General features: G+C 60.5%; 17 protein-coding genes. 12 read left to right on the top strand and 5 right to left on the bottom strand.

What is annotated here, in order from left to right; genetic code table 11:
- Positions 1 to 45: 45 nt before the first annotated feature.
- The 4 genes from EXZ61_RS01670 to EXZ61_RS01655 all read left to right on the top strand — a co-directional run bounded on the left by EXZ61_RS01670 (position 46) and on the right by EXZ61_RS01655 (position 6,023).
- Positions 46 to 1,908 carry a PAS domain-containing protein gene (locus EXZ61_RS01670; protein ID WP_142808432.1) on the top strand — a complete coding sequence of 621 codons (1,863 nt, stop codon included), beginning with the start codon at positions 46 to 48 and terminating at the stop codon, positions 1,906 to 1,908.
- Between the two features lie 222 nt (positions 1,909 to 2,130).
- Entirely contained in the window at positions 2,131 to 2,724 is a 594-nt protein-coding gene (locus EXZ61_RS01665; RefSeq protein ID WP_142808431.1) for a hypothetical protein, read from the top strand.
- A gap of 56 nt (positions 2,725 to 2,780) precedes the next feature.
- Positions 2,781 to 4,799 (top strand): peptidase U32 family protein, encoded by a 2,019-nt coding sequence (locus EXZ61_RS01660; protein ID WP_142808430.1) that lies wholly within the window; start codon positions 2,781 to 2,783, stop codon positions 4,797 to 4,799.
- A 9-nt stretch (positions 4,800 to 4,808) separates the two neighbouring features.
- Complete coding sequence (locus EXZ61_RS01655; protein ID WP_142808429.1) at positions 4,809 to 6,023, top strand: serine hydrolase domain-containing protein; 1,215 nt, start codon at positions 4,809 to 4,811, stop codon at positions 6,021 to 6,023.
- 18 nt (positions 6,024 to 6,041) lie between these two features.
- Here EXZ61_RS01655 and EXZ61_RS01650 read toward each other — a convergent pair whose 3' ends face one another.
- Together EXZ61_RS01650 and EXZ61_RS01645 are read right to left on the bottom strand one after the other, a co-directional pair.
- Complete coding sequence (locus tag EXZ61_RS01650; protein ID WP_168224667.1) at positions 6,042 to 6,788, bottom strand: substrate-binding periplasmic protein; 747 nt, start codon at positions 6,786 to 6,788, stop codon at positions 6,042 to 6,044.
- Between the two features lie 175 nt (positions 6,789 to 6,963).
- Positions 6,964 to 8,085, bottom strand: coding sequence for an NADH:flavin oxidoreductase/NADH oxidase (locus EXZ61_RS01645; RefSeq protein WP_142814055.1), 1,122 nt, complete (start codon positions 8,083 to 8,085; stop codon positions 6,964 to 6,966).
- Positions 8,086 to 8,296: 211 nt separating this feature from the next.
- Between EXZ61_RS01645 and tkt the strand changes: the two genes are divergently transcribed.
- Both tkt and gap read left to right on the top strand, forming a co-directional pair.
- On the top strand, positions 8,297 to 10,351 hold the full coding sequence (tkt, locus tag EXZ61_RS01640) for a transketolase (RefSeq protein ID WP_142808427.1): 2,055 nt from the start codon (positions 8,297 to 8,299) through the stop codon (positions 10,349 to 10,351).
- A gap of 50 nt (positions 10,352 to 10,401) precedes the next feature.
- Positions 10,402 to 11,400, top strand: coding sequence for a type I glyceraldehyde-3-phosphate dehydrogenase (gene gap / locus EXZ61_RS01635; protein WP_142808426.1), 999 nt, complete (start codon positions 10,402 to 10,404; stop codon positions 11,398 to 11,400).
- 102 nt (positions 11,401 to 11,502) lie between these two features.
- Here gap and EXZ61_RS01630 read toward each other — a convergent pair whose 3' ends face one another.
- Positions 11,503 to 12,207, bottom strand: a complete 705-nt coding sequence (locus EXZ61_RS01630; RefSeq protein WP_142808425.1) for a Crp/Fnr family transcriptional regulator — start codon at positions 12,205 to 12,207, stop codon at positions 11,503 to 11,505.
- Between the two features lie 105 nt (positions 12,208 to 12,312).
- On the opposite strand from EXZ61_RS01630, the gene EXZ61_RS01625 reads away from it, so the two are divergent.
- A complete protein-coding gene (locus tag EXZ61_RS01625; RefSeq protein WP_142808424.1) occupies positions 12,313 to 12,834 on the top strand; it encodes an Mpo1 family 2-hydroxy fatty acid dioxygenase in 522 nt (173 codons plus the stop codon).
- Positions 12,831 to 13,688 (top strand): bile acid:sodium symporter family protein, encoded by an 858-nt coding sequence (locus tag EXZ61_RS01620; protein ID WP_142808423.1) that lies wholly within the window; start codon positions 12,831 to 12,833, stop codon positions 13,686 to 13,688. Before EXZ61_RS01625 ends, EXZ61_RS01620 begins: the two co-directional genes overlap by 4 nt.
- A 47-nt stretch (positions 13,689 to 13,735) precedes the next feature.
- Here EXZ61_RS01620 and EXZ61_RS01615 read toward each other — a convergent pair whose 3' ends face one another.
- Complete coding sequence (locus tag EXZ61_RS01615) at positions 13,736 to 14,464, bottom strand: substrate-binding periplasmic protein (RefSeq protein WP_142808422.1); 729 nt, start codon at positions 14,462 to 14,464, stop codon at positions 13,736 to 13,738.
- A gap of 96 nt (positions 14,465 to 14,560) precedes the next feature.
- Here EXZ61_RS01615 and EXZ61_RS01610 point away from each other — a divergent pair, with 96 nt between their 5' ends.
- The 4 genes from EXZ61_RS01610 to EXZ61_RS01595 all read left to right on the top strand — a co-directional run bounded on the left by EXZ61_RS01610 (position 14,561) and on the right by EXZ61_RS01595 (position 18,653).
- Positions 14,561 to 15,127 carry a MepB family protein gene (locus EXZ61_RS01610; protein ID WP_142808421.1) on the top strand — a complete coding sequence of 189 codons (567 nt, stop codon included), beginning with the start codon at positions 14,561 to 14,563 and terminating at the stop codon, positions 15,125 to 15,127.
- Positions 15,128 to 15,419: 292 nt separating this feature from the next.
- A complete protein-coding gene (locus tag EXZ61_RS01605; protein ID WP_142808420.1) occupies positions 15,420 to 16,352 on the top strand; it encodes a lipase family alpha/beta hydrolase in 933 nt (310 codons plus the stop codon).
- Positions 16,353 to 16,358: 6 nt separating this feature from the next.
- Complete coding sequence (locus EXZ61_RS01600) at positions 16,359 to 17,336, top strand: lipase secretion chaperone (protein WP_142808419.1); 978 nt, start codon at positions 16,359 to 16,361, stop codon at positions 17,334 to 17,336.
- 102 nt (positions 17,337 to 17,438) lie between these two features.
- On the top strand, positions 17,439 to 18,653 hold the full coding sequence (locus EXZ61_RS01595) for an MFS transporter (RefSeq protein ID WP_237219055.1): 1,215 nt from the start codon (positions 17,439 to 17,441) through the stop codon (positions 18,651 to 18,653).
- Here EXZ61_RS01595 and EXZ61_RS01590 read toward each other — a convergent pair.
- Entirely contained in the window at positions 18,633 to 19,160 is a 528-nt protein-coding gene (locus EXZ61_RS01590) for a GNAT family N-acetyltransferase (RefSeq protein WP_142808418.1), read from the bottom strand. The genes EXZ61_RS01595 and EXZ61_RS01590 overlap by 21 nt on opposite strands.
- Between the last annotated feature and the right edge of the window lie 16 nt (positions 19,161 to 19,176).

Genomic DNA, 19,176 nt, shown 5'->3' with positions numbered 1-19,176 from the left:
CGCGCGCACTTGCGCTATGGTGCTCTCTCTGCGAGTAAGGCCCGTATGAACGATTCACTGCAAACCCGAAGGATTCAGGACTTGGTAGACGGGTCCATGGATGCCATCATCTCCGTGGACGAGCACATGCGCATTGTGCTGTTTAACCAGGCCGCCGCGCAGATGTTTGGGGTGACCAGTGACGGGGCGTTGGGGCGCCCCATTGACCAGTTCATACCTGCGCGGTTTCGGGAGGCGCACGCGGGGCATGTGGCTGCGTTTGGCGTGGGCCAGCATCCGCGACGCAGCATGGGCCGTGGCGGCATGGTTGCGGGGCTGAGAGCCAATGGTGAAGAGTTCCCTGCCGTGGCCTCTATTTCACACAGTGAACTGGATGGGCGCCCACTTTTCACCGTGTTCCTGCGCGATGCCATGCAAGAAGTGCATGCGCGCCACGCCCTAGAGCACTCGCGCGCTGACCTGCAGCTCAACAGTGAGCTATTGGAGCGCACAGCCGCCATGGCCAAGGTCGGGGGCTGGGAGCTTGACTTGACCACGTTTGTAGTGACCTACTCCAAAGAAACTGCCCGGATCCACGAGGTGGACTACCCCTACGTGCCCCCCAAGCTCTCCCAGGGCAACGAGTACTACCCTCCCCAAGCGTGGCCCACGGTTGAAGCGGCGGTCAAACAGGCCATTGAGTTTGGAACGCCCTATGAGTTAGAGACACCGTTCATCACAGCCAAAGGGCGTCACATTTGGGTCAGGGTGCAGGGTTTTGCGGTGCAAGAAGGGGGCAAGACCACCAAGCTGCAAGGCACCTTCCAAGACATCACCGAGCGTGTGTACGCAGAGGAAGAAAAGCGCGCCATGGCGGACCGCTTGGCACTGGCCACCCGAGCAGGCGGCATAGGGATTTGGGACCTCGATGTGCCCACCAACACCCTCATTTGGGACGACGCGATGTACGCGCTGTACGGCGCAAGCGCGGACCAGTTTGCCGGGGCCTACGAAGCGTGGAAAGCCTGCGTTCATGCAGACGACCAGGCCCGCGTAGAGGCGGAAGTCCAAGCCAGCCTGTACGAAGGCAAAGACTTTGACACCGAGTTTCGGGTGCGTTGGCCCCATGGCGAAATCCGAACCATGCGCTCTTTGGCCTCCGTGCAACGTGGCGCCCAGGGTGAGCCCGTGCGCATTGTGGGCACCAATTGGGACAACACGGCGCAAAAAGCCTCTGAAGAAGCCCTGCGCACCTCGCTCAAAGAGAAAGATGCGCTGCTCAAAGAGGTGCACCACCGGGTCAAAAACAACCTGCAAGTCATTACCAGCCTGCTGCGCATGGAGGCACGCCGCAGCGCAGTGCCCGAATCGGTGCATGTGCTCAAAGACATGCAGGGCCGCATCCAGTCAATGGCGCTCCTGCACGAGTCGCTGTACCGCACGGGCACGTTTGCCTCGGTGGATTTGGGGGCTTACCTTGGGCGCATTGCCACGCAAGCCTTGCAATCGCATCAGACGGGTGACTCTGTGGCGAAACTGTCTCTCCACATGGGCTCGGTAGGGGTTGGCATGGACCAAGCCATGGCCTGTGGCCTGCTGGTCAATGAGCTGGTGTCCAACTGCTCCAAACACGCGTTTCCCCCAGACTTTGCCCTCACCAAGGGTGCAGAGGTGCGCGTGGACTTGATTCCCGTCAACGCAGCTACCGTTGATGCCGATGCCATGTGGTGCCTGCGGGTAAGTGACAACGGAGCAGGCCTGCCCGCTGACTTTGAAGAGCGGCGCAAGCGCTCTTTGGGCTTGCAACTGGTCAGCGACTTGACCCAACAAGCCGGTGGCATCTTGGACATTGGCAACCATGCCGCTGGAGGCGCTGCTTTTGCCATTACCTTCAAAGCCCAGGCACCAGCGGCCTTGGTGGTGCCGTAAAAGACCGCTAACAAGCGATTGAACGCCGCACCTCTAGGGGTTAATGCGCGTTTACAGCCTGCGAGCACTCCCTTTAACCTGTAGACATTGGAACGTGAGCTGGGCAAGGGCAATGCAAGGCTCTGCGCGGTACAGCCTGGCCTGAATCTGCCGTTAACAAGGAATAAGGGCGTTTTTTCGAACACTCGGTGTTTATCGACCACTCGTGAAGGTGATGTTTCCATGAAAAAGTCGAAAAACTGGGGAATGCTGCTTGGCGGCAGCGTGATGTTTCTGCTCTTGAGCGCCGTGCTGACCGCATGGGTGCCATCACCATGGCTTTGGCGCGTGGGCAGCGTTGGCCTGAACCCTCAGGCCACGGCGTCACCACCCATTGATGTGTCTGCGTTGAACCAAACCATCCAAAACCGGGGCGTAGCGTTGCGCAACTTGGGTTTGGCGATGCCAGAGGCCCGTGCACCTGAAATCGCCCTGCTGCAGTCTTTGCAAACCCAGGGCGAGATTGCGCTGCAAGAGTTGGAAGAAAAGGTGGCGCAACTGGCCAGCAACGCCAACCAGCGCGCCCAGGTGCAACGCATCATTGAACAAACGCAAGCCACCCAACTACTGACCGAGGACATGCTGGCCTTGATCCAGGCCAACAAAAAGTCGGCATTTAACGAGTTGCTGTACAACTACTACGACCCGGTAGAAGCCCAGGTGCTGCGGGCCATCAACGACATGCGCCTAGGGCTGGAGGACTTGCCACCGACCGGCGCCGGGCCCAACCCGGCGGCGGGCACCGGAATTCGCCTCAAAACAGACCCATTGTCCTGAGCCGGAAAGCCGCGCGGGCTTGGCGGCTGAGGGCCGGGCTGGGATAATCCCGCGCCATGTCTTTGCAAAATTTTCAACTCGAACTTCTAGCCCCGGCACGTGACGCTGAGATCGGCATAGAAGCTATCAACCACGGGGCCGACGCGGTCTACATCGGTGGCCCCGGCTTTGGTGCCCGCTCCAGCGCGGACAACAGCGTGGCCGACATTGCCCGCCTGGTGCAGCATGCCCACCGCTTTAACAGCCGCATTTTCGTGACCATGAACACGATATTGCGGGACGACGAGCTCGAGCCCGCGCGCAAACAGGCCTGGGCTTTGTACGAGGCAGGGGTGGACGCCCTGATCATCCAAGACATGGGCCTGCTAGAGATCGACATGCCGCCCATCCAGCTGCATGCCAGCACGCAAACCGATATCCGGACCCCTGAAAAAGCGCGGTTTCTGCAAGACGCGGGGCTGTCGCAAATTGTGCTGGCGCGCGAACTCACCTTGAAGCAAATCGCCGCCGTGCGCGCCGCTACCGACCCCGAGCGCTGCACCTTGGAGTTCTTCATCCATGGCGCGCTGTGCGTGGCCTACAGCGGCCAGTGCTACGTGAGTGCGGCCCACACCGGGCGCAGCGCCAACCGTGGCGAATGCAGCCAAGCCTGCCGCCTGCCCTACCAAGTGGTGGACTCGGCGGGCCGCTTTGTGGCGCATGACAAGCATGTGCTCTCCATGAAGGACAACAACCAAAGCGAGAACTTGGCAGCACTGGTGGATGCGGGCATTCGCAGCTTCAAGATTGAGGGGCGCTACAAAGACATGGGCTATGTGAAAAACATCACTGCCCACTACCGCAAGCTTTTGGACCGCCTGATCGAAGACCGCCAGGACTCGGACCAGCCCCTGTCGCGCAGCAGCAGCGGCACGACCACCTTCAGCTTTGAGCCCGACCCCAACCAAAACTTCAACCGCGAATTCACCGACTACTTTGTGCAAGGGCGCAAAGAAGACATAGGCGCGTTTGATACGCCCAAGAACCCCGGCCAGCCCATCGCGTATGTGAGCAAGGTCCACACCGACAGCGTAGAGCTTGAGCTGCACGACCCGAGCAAAGCCCTCTCCAATGGCGATGGCCTGTGCTACTACGACCTGCAAAAAGAGCTGGTGGGCCTGGCCATTAACCGGGCCGAGGTCATCCACGCCGCCAAGGGGGTGTGGCGCGTGTTCCCCAAAGACCCGATGGCGGGCTTCAAAGACCTGCGCAAAGGCGTAGAAGTCAACCGCAACCGCGATGTGAACTGGGTGCGAGTGCTGGACAAAAAAAGCAGCGATCGGCGTATTGGCGTGTGGGCCAAGCTGGAGCGCAGCACCTCCGGCCTGTTGCTGAGCCTGACCGATGAAGACGGCTTTAGCGGCCAGGCGCAAGCCGCCTGCCCACTCAGCCCGGCCAAAGACGTGGCCGCAGCCACGCAAGCCAACCAAGACAACCTGAGCAAGCTGGGCACTACTATTTTTGTAGCTACCCACGCAGATGTGACGGGCGTAAACGGCTATTTTGTGCCTGCATCGGTGCTCAACCCCTTGCGCCGAGACGCAGTCGCGGCCTTGGAGGCTGTGCGCGCCGCTGGCTTTGCCCGCCTGCCGCGCGCAAGCGCCATCGAGCCGCCAGTGCCGTACCCCGAAGACACGCTGAGCTACTTGGCCAATGTGTTTAACCAGGCGGCGCACCGCTTCTACGCCAAGCATGGTGTCAAGGTGATTGCCCCCGCCTACGAAGCGGTTGAAGAGCTAGGCGAAGTCAGCCTCATGATCACCAAGCACTGCGTGCGCTTTTCTTTGAGCCTGTGCCCCAAGCAAGCCAAGGGCGTGACCGGCGTGCAAGGCCAAGTGAAAGCAGAACCTTTGCAGCTGATCAACGGCAAAGAAAAGCTCACCCTGCGCTTTGACTGCAAACCCTGCGAAATGCATGTGGTGGGCAAAATAAAAACCAGCGTGGCCAACCAAAGCCGCAAAGAGCTGCAAGACGCCCAGCAAGGCGTGCCCATGACCTTCCACAAGACGCGCCCCAAACAGGCGTTTGGGCATTAGGCTGTAGACATGCCCCCAAGCCACGGCGCCGTGCAGGGCTTCTGCACTCCCCCCTTCCAAGCCGTGGCTGACCAGTTTGCCCAGCACGTAGAGCAAGGGCTGGAAATAGGCGCAGGCCTGTGCGTTTACCACCAGGGCAAGGTGGTGGTCGACCTGTGGGGCGGTGTACGCGACCAGCAGACGCAAGCCCCGTGGACAGATGACACCTTGATCGTGGTGTTCTCCGTCACCAAAGGCCTGGCCGCCATGGCCCTGAACCTGGCCGCCGAGCGCGGCCTATTTGCGTGGGACGCGCCGGTTGCGCAATACTGGCCAGCCTTTGCGCAGAACGGCAAAGCGGCGATCACCGTGCGCCAGCTCTTCAACCACCGCGCCGGACTTGCGGGCATCTCAGCGCCTCTTAGCTTAGACATGCTGTGCGACCCCAGCCAAGCGCAAGCGGTAGAGGCCATCTTGGCAGCCCAAGCGCCTGCTTGGGTGGCCGATGCCGGGCAGGGCTACCACGCCCTGAGTTTTGGCATGTATGCCAGCGCCTTCTTTGCCCATGCGTGTGGCGAGCCTTTGCAAGCCTTCTTGCACCGCGAGTACCTAGACCCATTGGGCGCAGATGTGCACTTGGGCACCCCGCCCAGCGAAGACCACCGGGTGGCCACGCTCTACCCGCCATCCAACGCCGAGCGCCTGCGCCACATGCTGTGGGCCGCGCTGCGTGGGGGCAGCGCCGAGGCCAATGTAGCGCGCTCCTTTTTGCGTGGGGGCCTGGCCAAACAAGCCTTCATGAACCCACCAGCGCCCACAGGCTTGGGCTGCTACAACACGCCACCCGTGCGGCGCCACAGCCTGGCGTGGGCCTCGGCCACCGCCAGCGCGCGTGGCTTGGCTTTGGCCTATGTGCCGTGGTCATTGGGTGGGCAGTGGCAGGGGCGGCAATGGCTAGCACCCGCCACGGTGGCACAGGTGCAAACACGCCAAGGCTGGGCCGCGCCCGACGCCGTGCTGGGCAAACCACTGAGTTGGGCGCAAGGTTTTCTGAAAGAGGAAGAAGGCGTCTTCTCGCCGCACCGCGAGTCGTTTGGGCATCCGGGCATGGGCGGGGCCTTGGGCTGGTGTGACCCCAAGGCGGGGCTGAGCATGGGCTACACCATGAACCGCATGGATTGGCGCGTGCGCTCGCCACGCACACTGGCTTTGTGCCACGCCATCTACCAGTGCGCTTTGGCTTAGGCCCAAGGCCTGCGGCCGCTAGCCGCGAATCAACTTGGAGTAGTCGGCCTCTACCTTGCTACGGTCCGTGCTTTTGAGCGCGGCGTCAAACGCGTTGCGCAAAGCCAAGCCTGCAGGCGTTCGCTTAAAGCACACATGCAGCGATAGCTCGGCGATCGGGCGGCTGCTAAACGCAATGCGGTCGGCGCCCCCCACATGGGTCAAGGTGTAGTCCAGCACGTTTTTGTCAATCACGATGCCCTTGATCTTGCCCGCCTTGAGCTTGTTAATGTTGACCGCATCACTAGGCGCCACCTCCACCGGCTGGCGCTTTTCTTTGACCAAGAAGTCAAACTCCTCGCCGTTGGAGTAGCCGTCGACCACGCCTAAGCGCGCGTTGCTGAGGTCGCTCAATGCGGTCCAGGAGATGGGAGCACTTTTGAGTGTGGCCAGGCCCAGCACGCTGGTGCCCATGGCTTGGGAGAGGTGGCAGTTTTGCTCGCGTTCTTTGGTGTAGTACTCAGGAAAGTAGCCATCAAAGTTAGGGTCCTTCTCGCCCTTCTCTACCGTGCTGGCCCATTCAAAAGAGGCGGTCACCAATCGAAAGCCTGCTGCTTTGGCAACAACGGTTGCCACGCGGGTGGACAGCCCGTCTTGCGGCAGCAAAGTGCCGGTGTACGGAGGCCACTCCAGCGTGGCCAGTCGAATGAGTTTGGGCGCTGCTTGCGCATACACACTGCCAGCCACCATGGCCGCAGCCCACACCATTGCATGTAAAACCCGCATTCGCATTCCTTGGAAAAACGCGACACGGAGTTGTCGCACCTTAGAACGAACGGTAGGGCTTGGCGGGGTACCTCAGCAGGCACCATGCGACGTGCATTAGGCAGAAAGCGACAGCGATTCCATCGCCTAGGGAAACTCCTAGGCTCTGGCGATGCGCAATCGCGCCAAGGGCTGCTTAGCGACTACCCACGGCCACTTTGCCAAACGCAGTCTGCGCCTCGCGCGGCAGGCAGCGCCAGTACACCGGGTTGGCTTGTACCTCGCCGCCCAAAGCCGCAGCCGCTTGCCAGCCCCAGCGGGGTTGGTACAAAAAGGCACGGGCCACGCCAATGAGGTCGGCGTCTCCATTTTGCAAAATGGCTTCGGCGTGGTGCGGGTCTGTAATCAAGCCCACGGCAGTCGTGGCCATGCCGCTGGCTTGGCGGATGCCGCGCGCAAAGGGCACTTGGTAGCCAGCGCCCAAGGCAATCTTTTGTTGGGGAGACACGCCCCCGGTGGATACATGGATGAAGTCGCAGCCCGCGGCTTGCAAGCGCTCGGCAAACACCGTGCTTTGGGCCAGGTCCCAGCCGCCGTCTACCCAATCGGTAGCCGAGAGGCGCAGGCCTAGCACGCCTTGGTAGGCCTTGCGCACAGCGGCAAACAGCTCCAAGGGATAGCGCATGCGGTTCTCCAAGCTGCCGCCATACGCGTCTGTGCGCTGGTTGGCCAAAGGCGACAAAAATTCGTGCAGGAGGTAGCCATGCGCGCTATGCAGTTCGATGGCATCGATGCCCATGGCATCAGCCCGCTGCGCTGCCGTCACAAACGCTTGGGTGACGGTGGTCATATGCGCTAGCGTCATCTCCGTGGGCGCCGCTTCAGTGGGCAAGTGCGCAATGGCGCTGGGGGCAAAGGTTTCCCAACCACCTTGGGCCGCATTGAGCAACTGCGCGCCTTGCCAAGGAATGGCGCTGGACGCTTTACGCCCTGCGTGGGCCAACTGAATACACACGGCCGTGTGCGGTGCCAGCTTGCGAGCGCGCGCCAAGGTGCTGGCCAAGGCGGCTTCGGTGCGCGTGTCCCACAAGCCCAAGCAGTGGGTGGAAATGCGCCCCTCAGGCAACACCGCCGTGGCCTCAAGGGTGAGCATGGCGGCCCCACCATTGAGCAAGTTGCCCCAGTGCATCAAATGCCAGTCGGTGGCAGCGCCAACGTCGGCCGAATACTGGCACATAGGCGCAATCACAATGCGGTTGGGCAAGGTCAAGCCGCCACGTGGCGAGGGCAAGGTCAGGGGCGAAAACAAAAGGCTCATGGCAATGGACGCGCGGGCAAAGGCGCGGCTTAGAAAATTGGATCTGGGCAGCATACCCAAGGCGGCATAGTTGTGCGCTGCGCTGCGGCATTGCCCGCGCGTAAAGTGCTGCGCCAGATGCCACGTACCGCGTTTGTAAGCCCTGCTTTAGCCGCACCCGTAAAATAAGCGGTTTCCCTCAGTTTCAACCTTACCGAAAGAGTCGCCACCCATGGCTACCAGCCCCAACACCCAACAAATGGCCAACGCAATTCGCGCACTGGCAATGGACGCAGTGCAACAAGCCAATTCCGGCCACCCCGGTGCGCCTATGGGCATGGCAGACATGGCTGTGGCCTTGTGGGGTGACCACCTGCAACACAACCCCTCCAACCCCCATTGGATGAACCGCGACCGCTTTGTGCTGTCCAACGGGCACGCCTCCATGCTGATCTACTCGGTGCTGCACCTGACGGGCTACAAGCTGCCGATTTCTGAGCTGAAGAACTTCCGCCAGCTGCACAGCAAAACCGCTGGCCACCCCGAAGTAGGCATCACCCCCGGTGTGGAAACCACCACCGGCCCCTTGGGCCAAGGTATCACCAATGCCGTGGGTATGGCATTGGCTGAAAAGCTGCTGGCGCAAGAGTTCAACCGCGAAGGCCACACCGTGGTGGACCACCACACCTACTCCTTCTTGGGCGACGGTTGCTTGATGGAAGGCATCAGCCACGAAGCCGCCGCCCTGGCTGGCGCATGGAAACTGGGCAAGCTGATTGCGCTGTACGACGACAACGGCATTTCCATTGACGGCCAAGTGGCCCCTTGGTTCATCGACAACACCGCACAACGCTTTGTGGCCTACGGCTGGAACGTGATTGGCCCCGTGGACGGCCACAACGCCGCCACTGTGTCTGCCGCTATTGCCGACGCGAAGAAGTCCAGCGACCGCCCTACCCTCATCATCTGCAAAACCCACATTGGCAAGGGCAGCCCCAACCGTGGCAACACCTCCAAGGCGCATGGCGAACCTTTGGGCGCAGAAGAAATCAAGCTCACCCGCGAATCCATTGGCTGGAATCACCCACCTTTCGTGATTCCTAAGGAAGTGGCTGCTGACTGGCACGCCAAAGAAAAAGGCGCAGCCGCAGAAAAAGCTTGGAACGAGAAGTTTGCGGCCTACAAAGCAGCGCACCCTGACTTGGCCAAGGAACTGTTGCGCCGTATCAAGGGCGACTTGCCCAAGAACTTTGTGCAAACCGCGGTGGACACCGTCATCAACGCGCACGAAAAGGCCGAGACCGTGGCCAGCCGCAAGGCATCGCAATTGGCATTGGAAGCCTTCACTGCCGCCTTGCCTGAACTCTTGGGTGGCTCTGCCGATTTGACAGGTTCTAACCTCACCAACACCAAGAGCACGCCCAACCTGCGCTTTGACATGAATGGCGTGGGCAATGGCGGACGCCATATCAACTACGGCGTGCGCGAGTTCGGCATGGCGGCCATCATGAACGGCGTGGCGCTGCATGGCGGCTTCATTCCTTACGGCGGCACTTTCTTGACCTTCAGCGACTACAGCCGCAATGCCATTCGCATGGCTGCGCTGATGAAGCAACGCGTGATCCATGTGTTCACCCACGACTCCATCGGTCTGGGCGAAGACGGCCCCACCCACCAATCGATTGAGCATGCCGCGTCGCTGCGCTTGATTCCTAACTTGGACGTGTGGCGCCCCGCTGACACCGCAGAAACAGCAGTGGCTTGGACTGTGGCCTTGCAAAACAAGACCAAGCCCACCGCCTTGCTCTTGTCCCGCCAAAACATCAGCTACGCCGCCAAGTGCGACTCCGCTGCTGCGCCTGACGCCAGCGGCCTGGACGCCATCAGCAAGGGGGCGTATGTGTTGTCTGAACCCGCCGACGTGGGCATCAAGAAGAAAGCCCAAGCGGTGCTGATCGCCACCGGCTCAGAAGTGCAATTGGCCTTGGCCGCGCAAAAGGTACTTGCTAGCAGAAACATAGCTGCCCGCGTTGTATCCATGCCCTCCAACACCACATTTGACACACAAAGCACTGCATACAAAGCCAGCGTGTTACCCGCAGGTATTCCCCGCGTGGCGGTCGAGATGGGTGTGTCGGAAGGCTGGTGGAAGTACGGCGTGGCCGCGGTGGTGGGCATTGACACCTACGGTGAGTCAGCCCCCGCGCCCGTGCTGTTCAAGCACTTTGGTTTCACAGACACCAATGTGGCCGACACCGTACAGACGGTGCTCAGCCGCAAGGCCTAAGTTCGGTTTTCTGGTTCTTGTTCGACGTTTTTTAATTGAGAGAGAAGCAAATGACAATCAAAATTGGCATCAATGGTTTTGGCCGCATTGGCCGCAATGTGCTGCGCTCGGCATTGCAGAACTTCCAAGACATCGAAGTGGTGGGCATCAACGACTTGTTGGAGCCGCACTACCTCGCCTACATGTTGCAGTACGACTCTGTGCATGGCCGCTTCAAGGGTGAAGTGTCGGTAGACGGCAATACCTTGGTGGTCAACGGCAAGAAGATTCGCCTGACCCAAGAGCGTGACCCAGCGAACCTGAAATGGAACGAAGTGGGCGCGGATGTGGTCATCGAGTCCACCGGCTTGTTCTTGGACAAGGTCACCGCGCAAAAGCATTTGGATGCTGGCGCTAAGAAGGTGATCTTGTCGGCCCCCTCCAAGGACGACACCCCCATGTTCGTCTACGGCGTGAACCACGAAACCTACGCTGGCCAAGCCATTGTGTCCAACGCATCGTGCACCACCAACTGCTTGGCTCCCTTGGCCAAGGTGATCCACGACAAGTTTGGTATCAAGCGCGGTTTGATGACTACCGTGCACGCGGCCACTGCGACCCAAAAAACCGTGGACGGCCCGTCCAACAAAGACTGGCGCGGCGGACGCGGTATTTTGGAAAACATCATTCCTTCCAGCACTGGCGCTGCCAAGGCCGTGGGCGTGGTGATTCCTGACCTGAACAAGAAGCTCACCGGTATGGCGTTCCGCGTGCCCACCAGCGACGTGTCGGTGGTGGATTTGACTTGCGAACTCAACACCGCTGCCACCATGGAAGAAATTTGCGCTGAGATCAAGGCACAAAGCGAAGGCGCACTGAAGGGCGTGCTGGGCTTTACCACCGACAAAGTGGTGGCTACCGACTTCCGTGGCGACACCCGCACTTCCATTTTTGATGCAGACGCTTCCATCGCTTTGGACGGCACCTTCGTCAAGCTGGTGAGCTGGTACGACAACGAATGGGGCTACTCCAACAAGTGTTTGGAGATGGTGCGCGTGGTCGCTAAGTAATCACTGTCGCCAAGACCTAGCGGGCACTGCATGTGCCCCGCTAAGAAGCCCGTGCCGCGCAAGTTGCATGGGCTTTTTCTTGTGCGCAACTACAAAGCGCAGCTAGAGATACAGGGCGCGCAATCCGTGTAAGTCGAGGATCTCCAATGACCCTCGGTGCACAGCCACGAGCTTGCGGTCTTTGAGGTCGTTCAAGATGGCATTGGTGGTTTGGCGCGAGACGCCGATCATGAGCGCCAGCTGCTCTTGCGTCACGGACAAACTGCGCCGGGAGCCAGCGGCTTCGTTGGCTTGCCCGTAGCCCTGCGCCATCATGACCAAGCGGCGCGCCAAACGCAAAGGAGCGGGCAGCACGGTTTGCTCTTCCATGGTGGCGAAGGCCAAGCGCAACTTGTCGGCCATCAAAATCGCCAAGTCTTGCCAATGGCTGGGGTGTGCGGCCAGCCAGAGCAATAGGTCCTCATGGGGCACTTGCAACACGGTGCTGCTTTCTGCCGCATGGGCATCGTGGGTGCGCGCGGAGCCGTCAAACACCGATATTTCACCAAACCAGCTGGGGGGCTCCAGCATGACGAGCAGGGCTTCGCGCCCCTCGTGGCGCGCACCACCCTGGCCGGACACGCGAATAGCGCCACGCACCAAGGCGTAGAGGCCACATGGAGGCCCGTCACGCAAGAACAAGACTTCACCCGTTTGCAGGTGGCGTATCCGGGCCATGCCCAAGAGCGCTTGCTCAAAGTCGGGGGGCAGGTGGGCAAACCAGCGGCCCGTTTGCAGCACGGGGACATAGCGAGACAGGTCAGTCATAAGGATAGGGGTATGTACCAGTGCATCCACTTGTGTCGGGAACTTGACAGACGTCAAGGCGGCATCGGGCGGAACATGGCGCCTATCTAAAACTAGGAGACCGCTATGAGAACCCTGACCGAGCACCTGACCCAGTATGCCGCCTACCACCAAGACAAGCGCAACGTCGCTACGCATTTTGTGGGTATTCCCCTCATCGTGGTAGCGGTAGCAACCCTACTCTCGCACCCGCAGCTGGTCGTGTTGGGGGTGCCCGCTAGTGCGCTGCTGGTGGCCTGGTTTGGCATTTTTTACCTGCTGCTAGACCTGCGATTTGGCTTGGCCATGGCGGTGCAATTGGCGGTGTTTTTCGCCTGTGGCCAATGGCTGGCAAGCCAAGGCAGCGTCACCTGGTGGCTCGGTGGTGTGGGCCTGTTTGTTCTGGGCTGGGTCATTCAGTTTGTGGGCCATTACTTCGAGGGCAAAAAGCCCGCCTTTGTGGATGACTTGGTGGGTTTGATGGTGGGCCCTTTGTTCTTGACCGCTGAGGCCGCCTTTGCCATGGGGCTGCGGCAAGACTTGCACACTGAGATCCTGCGCCGCTTGGGTGCGCAAGCCTCGGGTGCACGACTGGGCGCCGCGGCATGAGCTTTATCGCCTTACTTCCCACGCTGTTGTTGGTCGCGCTGGCCTTGGTCATGCTGGGCTTGGGCATGTCCCTGAGCCTGCAAGACTTTGGCCGATTACGCGAGCAACCCAAACCGGTGATCTTGGCCTTGGCACTGCAGATGCTGGTGCTGCCCGCCGTGGCCTACGGCTTGATCGTGCTGTTGAAGGTGGAGCCCGTCTATGCCGTGGGCCTGATGCTGTTAGCGGCCTCACCGGGGGGCGTGTCGGCCAATCTGTTCAGCCACTTGTTTGGCGGCAATGTGGCGATGAACATCTCGCTCACGGCCATCAACACGGTGCTCTCCATTGTGAGTCTGCCCTTTATCACCAACTGGGCGATCGCGACCTTTGTGCAAACCGGCCAAGTGGTGCCACTGCAGTTTGGCAAAGTGTTTGAAGTGGTGGCCGTCGTCTTGGTGCCGGTGGCCTTGGGTATGGTGGTTCGTGCCAGGTACGCGGGCTTTAGCGAGCGCATGCAGGGCCCGATGAAAGTGTTCAGTGCCGTGGTGCTGGCCACGTTCTCAATCATTGCCATCGCCAAAGAATGGGCCGCGTTGACCACCTCTTTTGCGAGTTTGGGGCCCGTGGTGGTGGCCTTTAACTTGGCCAGCTTGCTGATGGGTTATTACCTATCGCGCGGCGCTGGGCTTAGCAAGCCTTTGGCCACTGCGGTGTGCTTTGAGATTGGTATTCACAACTCTACGCTGGCGATATTTGTGGCGCTCTCGGTGCTGGCCAACTTCCAGCTGGCCTTACCAGCCGCAATTTATTCGGTCAGCATGTACATCACCGCTACCTTGTTTGGCATGCTGGTGCTGCGCAAGCACGCCTAGCCACACAGAGGCGCTTGGCAAAGCATGCCCGGCGCCTCTGCATCAGGCTATTTCAGATACTTGGCTTTGATCTTGTCCAAGGTGCCGTCTTTCTTCATATCGGCCAAAGCGGCTTTGGCTTTGTTGACGACATCGTCAGGGGTTTGCTTGCTAAACGCCATGTAAAGCCCTGCGGACAGGGCCTCAAGCTTCACCGCTTTGACCACGGTGCTGGGGTCTAGGCCCTCGCGTTTGTACAGAGCGACCATGCCGAGCTCGTCGATGGGAAAGAGGTCAATACGCTCTGCCGCCAGCTTTTTGGCGTTGGTGCTGTCGTCCGTCACCAAATCGGCTTTGATGCCTTCTTTCTCCAAGAACTGAGCACGCACATCTTCACGCACAGCACCAATCTTGAAGCTTTTAGCACTGGCGATGTCGCTGGCAGTGACGTTGGTGCGGCTCTTCAGGCGGTAGAGGTACACGTCATAGGGCGCAATCACGTCTACCCATTTGAAGAGGGTTTCGCGCTTTTCACTGCGTCCAATGGAGTAGATCAGCACGTTAGGCCCGTCTTGGGCCATTTGGTAGGCGCGGGCCCAAGGGTACATGCCCAGCTGATAGTCGAGCTTGGCCCGCTTGAGAACTTCTTCGACTACATCGGTAGAAATACCGGTGATTTTTTTGTTGGCGTCTTGGAAGTTGTACGGTGGATACTCCTCCGTGACGACCGTGATCTTCTGTGCATACGCGCTAAACGCGGCCAACACCGCGAGCGCAACTACCAACATCTTTGTCATCGCGAACTCCTTATGGGTGAATCACACTGTGACCGACCAACCCGAGCGCTGACCGGGGAAGGCACTGTACGCTCAGCCCTCCCATTTGTACACCCCATGCATCCAGAACTCCATGCCACGCTGAATTTCCTTGCTCACACGCTGGGCGCAGTAAGCCATGGCGCTGCGCCCGAACCCGAGAGTGCAGAGTACGCCGCACACCACCTGCAAATCAACGCGCGGTCCGTTCGTTTTCGTTTCGCCAAAATTACGCCTACTAAAGGGGGGCAGTTTGTGACCTTGTGGAAGCGCAGCGCCGTCAACCCACAAGCGCCCGCCGCCCACACGCCCATTGCTCCGTTCGACGCCAGCGATGCTGTGGATGTGGTGGTGGTCAGCGCACGTGCGGGTGCGCTCTGGGGGCTGTTTGTCTTTCCTAAAGCCGTACTGGTAGCGCAAGGTGTTTTTGCGCGCGCGGGCGTGGGCGGGAAGCGAGCCCTGCGCGTCTACCCGGCGTGGGACGCATGCCCTAGCCGCCAAGCGCAAAAAACCCAAGACTGGCAGCTGCGCCACTTCATCGACCTGAGCAAGGGCATGGCGTCGGCTGCGGAACAGACTCAAACGGTCTTCGCCATGGCCTTTGCGCCCCACCACGCCCCAAATCAGGACCCAACTGGCCGCTAGCGCACATTCCATATGCGCAGCGCGCTATCAATACCAGAGTGCCCGAGATATTTTCCAGTGTCTGTGCCCAGCCGAGCGGACGGGTTTTCCACAATGACAAACCTTCTCCTGCGCCGCATACTGCGCCAAATAGCACGACCGTGCTATTTGAAGACTCACTCCCGCTGACACAAGCAGCTTGGGGGCCAGTCCCCCGGCGACAGCGCCCTACCGACGCGGTCACCCGTTTTGCACGTTCTCTCAATCGCATTCCTTTCAACCACCGACCCTTTAGAGGTCCCGAGGAGACAACATGAAGAAAACTGTGATGGCCTGGTGCGCTGCGTGCCTCATGGCCTGGCTTTCCGTGCCCGCTGCGTGGGCGGCCGGATACACCCAAACCAAGTACCCCATCGTGCTGGTGCACGGCTTGTTTGGCTTTGACCAAATTGGCCCTGTGGAGTACTTCTACGGCATCCCCTCGGCACTGCGCGCTGATGGCGCCAAGGTGTTTGTGGTGCAGGTGTCTGCCGCCAACAGCACCGAGGTGCGTGGCGAGCAACTGCTGAGCCAAGTGAAGCAAATTTTGGCGGCCACGGGCGCGGCCAAGGTCAACCTCATGGGCCACAGCCATGGCGGACCCACCACACGCTACGTGGCCTCCGTGCGCCCTGATTTGGTGGCTTCTGTGACCTCCATTGGTGGCGTGAACAAGGGCTCTACCGTGGCCGACGTGCTCTTGGGTGTGGCACCTGCGGGCTCGCTGAGTAACGCAGTCATCGTGTCCGTTACCAATGGCTTGGGCAGCGTCATCAATTTCCTGTCCGGCGGCGGTGGCGGCTTATCGCAAAACGCCCTGGCAGCAGCGCAGTCGCTCAGCACGGCTGGTACTTTGAAGTTCAACGCGGCCCATCCCCAAGGCGTGCCCACGAGCGCCTGCGGCGAAGGTGCGTATGTGGTGAACGGCGTGTCTTACTTTTCGTGGAGCGGCGCGCAACCGTATAGCAATGTGCTGGACGTGGTGGACCCGGCCTTGGCCCTCACCTCCTTGGCGTTCAAGGGTGCTAAAAACGATGGCCTGGTTAGCAGCTGTTCGTCCCGCTTGGGGCGGGTGATTCGTGACGACTACGCGTTCAACCACCTCGACGAGGTGAATCAAACCATCGGCCTCACCAATCTGTTTGAGACCAACCCGGTCACGCTGTTCCGCCAGCAGGCCAACCGCCTGAAAAATGCAGGGCTCTGAGTCGCCATGCGCCGCGCACCAGCCCGCATCCTGACGGGCTTTTTGCTGGCCTTGGCGCTGGGCGCGGTCTGGTGGCTGTGGCCACGCGCCCAAGTGAACGCGGTGAGCTGGAACGCGGTGCTCACGCCCGGCACCACCAGCGCAGTGCCACCAGCCGCTCGCTCACTCGAAGGCACGGTGCCTGACGGGCTGCCCACAGCGCCTACGGCCAGCGGTGCGCCCAGCGACGCCCCCTTGGACCTAGGGGCTCTCAAGCGCTTGTTTGACTACTACCTCAGCACCGTGGGCGAGCAGAGTGTGGAGGCCATCACGCTCACGCTGCACAACATGCTCGAGCAAAGCCTCAGCCCCACGCAGGCCCGAGCCGCCAAACAACTTCTGGGGCGCTACCTCACCTACAAACGCGAGCTTCTCCCCTTGGAGCAACAGCTCTCAAAGATCCCTGCTGGCCCAAACACCTTGCGCCAGCGTTTTGAAGCCATGCAAGCGCTGCGCGCGCAGTACTTCAGCGCGAGCGAAGTGCAGGCCATGTTTGGTCTAGAAGACGCCTACGACGCGGACGCACTGGCCCGGCTAGACATCCACAACAACCCGGCGCTGACACCTGCCCAAAAGCGCAGTCAGTTGGCAGCCTTAGATGCCGCATTGCCCCAGCAACTGCGCGAGGATCGCGAGGCACCCCGTGCGGTCATTCGATTGGAAGAATCGGTGGCCTCCCTGCGGGCCAGTGGCGGCGGCGACGATGCGGTGTACCGCCTGCGCGCCCAAGCCTTTGACACGGCTGCGGCAGACCGCTTTGCCGACCTCGAGCGCGAAGAAGCCCAGTGGAAGACCCGCATAGAAAACTACCTGGGCACACGCGCCCAACTGCTAGGCCGCCTAAGCAATGCCACAGCCAGCGAACGCCAGGCCGCCGTGGCCGAATTGCAGCAAACCCTGTTTACTGAGATGGAACGCAAACGCTTGGCCGCCTACGAGCCTTGAACCTTAGCGGGGCGCCCGAGTAGCGTGCGCCTCACGCTATATACTTGATAGCTGCCTGCGCAATATGTGTGCGCACTGCAGGCCATTTTTATCCAAAGAATCGTGAGCCAAGACCCCACCACCCACAACGCCCGTTTCGTGGGCTGGCTATCACTCGCGCAACTGGTGAGCTGGGGCACCACCTTTTATGCCTTTGCCTTGGTCATGGGGCCGGTGGAGGAGGCGCTGGGCCTGAGCCGCGCCCAAGCATCCCTAGGCTTTAGCTTGGCGATCTTGGCCGAGGGCCTGCTGGCCTACCCCGTGGGCCGCTGGATTGACCGAGGCCACGAACGCCTTGTCATGACGGGTGGCTCGCTCCTCGCGGGGGCCTGCCTGCTATTGCATGGTTTGGTAGCCACCCTGTGGGGCTTTTATGCAGTGTGGCTAGGCCTGGGCGCCGCCATGGCCGGGGTGCTGTACTCGCCCGCGTTTGCGGTGGTGACACGGCGCTTTCCCCAAGACTACCGCCGCGCCATCATTACCATGACCTTTTTGGGTGGCTTGGCAAGCACCGTGTTCATACCCTTCACCTCGTGGCTCATTGCGGCATGGGGTTGGCGTATGGCCATCGCAAGCCTTGCGGCTTGGCAGCTGTTGCTCTGCGCACCGCTGCATGCCTGGATGTTGCGAGGCGCGCCCCCACGCATGCCACGCATTGCCAAACTGGCTGGAGCTAAGCCAGTCAACGTTCGGTCGCTGATGCGCAGCCCCCCGTTTTTGCTCATCGGCCTGTTTGTCATGGCGCTGCTGTCGGTGAGTGTGGCGCTGCCTGCCCACATGATCAGCCTGCTGCGCGAGTACGGTGTAAAAGAGACTTGGGTGGTAGTGCTGCCCGCCAGCATTGGCGTGATTCAGGTGCTGGGGCGTTTGCTTTTGTACTTTTTTGAACACCGTTTTGACTTGCACTTGGCCAATCGTGTGATTCCCTTGCTCATCCCCATGGGCTTGGTGGCCTTGTTGCTTGCGCCGCTGGCAGGACCAGCGTCTGCCTGGGTGGTACTGGGTTTTGTGGTGCTGTACGGCATGGGCAACGGCATGCTCACCATCGTGCGCGGCACCGCCATTGCGCAGTACGTCAGCAAAGAGCATGCGGCCACGCTCAACGGGGCCTTGGGCCTGCCCTTGGCGCTGGCCCGCGCCAGCGCGCCCTTGCTATTGGGTGTGTTGTGGAATCCGCAAGTGGGCTATACCCATGGCCTGTGGCTGCTGCTGGCCATGAGTGCGGTGGGCGTGGTGGCTTTGGTAGGCGCCCAACACCTAGCTCTGGTGCAAGACTGAGGGATGTGCCAAGACCGTGAAACGGTACAGTTGGCAAACCAAACCATCCAGCTCTAAGCGTTCAGACGTCTCAACTTGATAGCCCGCCTGCGCAATCGCCTTGGGCCAGAATTTTGCGGCGGGCGCGTTGTTCACCATGTTGTAAATCTCCCAGCGTCCCGGATGTTGGGCCAGCAACTGGGTAAACATGGATTGCGCCCGACCTTGGCCACGGTAGTGGCGGGCCAAAAAGAAATAGCCAAGATTGCAATGGGAGTCCGCATGCACGCACTCTTGGTCCATGACCGCGAATCCCGCCAACTTGCCGCCCACACGCGCCACATAGGGCTTGACGCTCGGCGTTGCCCAGTAGGGCGCCTTAGGCCGCAAAGCATACTGCCCCGTTTCGGCAAACTCCACAGGGCACCACTCACTGCGGTCGTAGTTGTAGAACTGCATCATGCGCTCGAGGCACGGCCAGTCCTGCGGCGTGGCGGAGCTCAGCGCCAGGGGTGATTGGCTAGACATGGCTTGAACGGGAGAT

It is taken from the genome of Rhodoferax aquaticus (assembly GCF_006974105.1).
GTDB lineage: Bacteria > Pseudomonadota > Gammaproteobacteria > Burkholderiales > Burkholderiaceae_C > Allorhodoferax > Allorhodoferax aquaticus_A.
The sequence above is the reverse complement of the archived record's forward strand: the minus strand, read 5'-3'. Positions and strand labels throughout refer to the sequence as shown.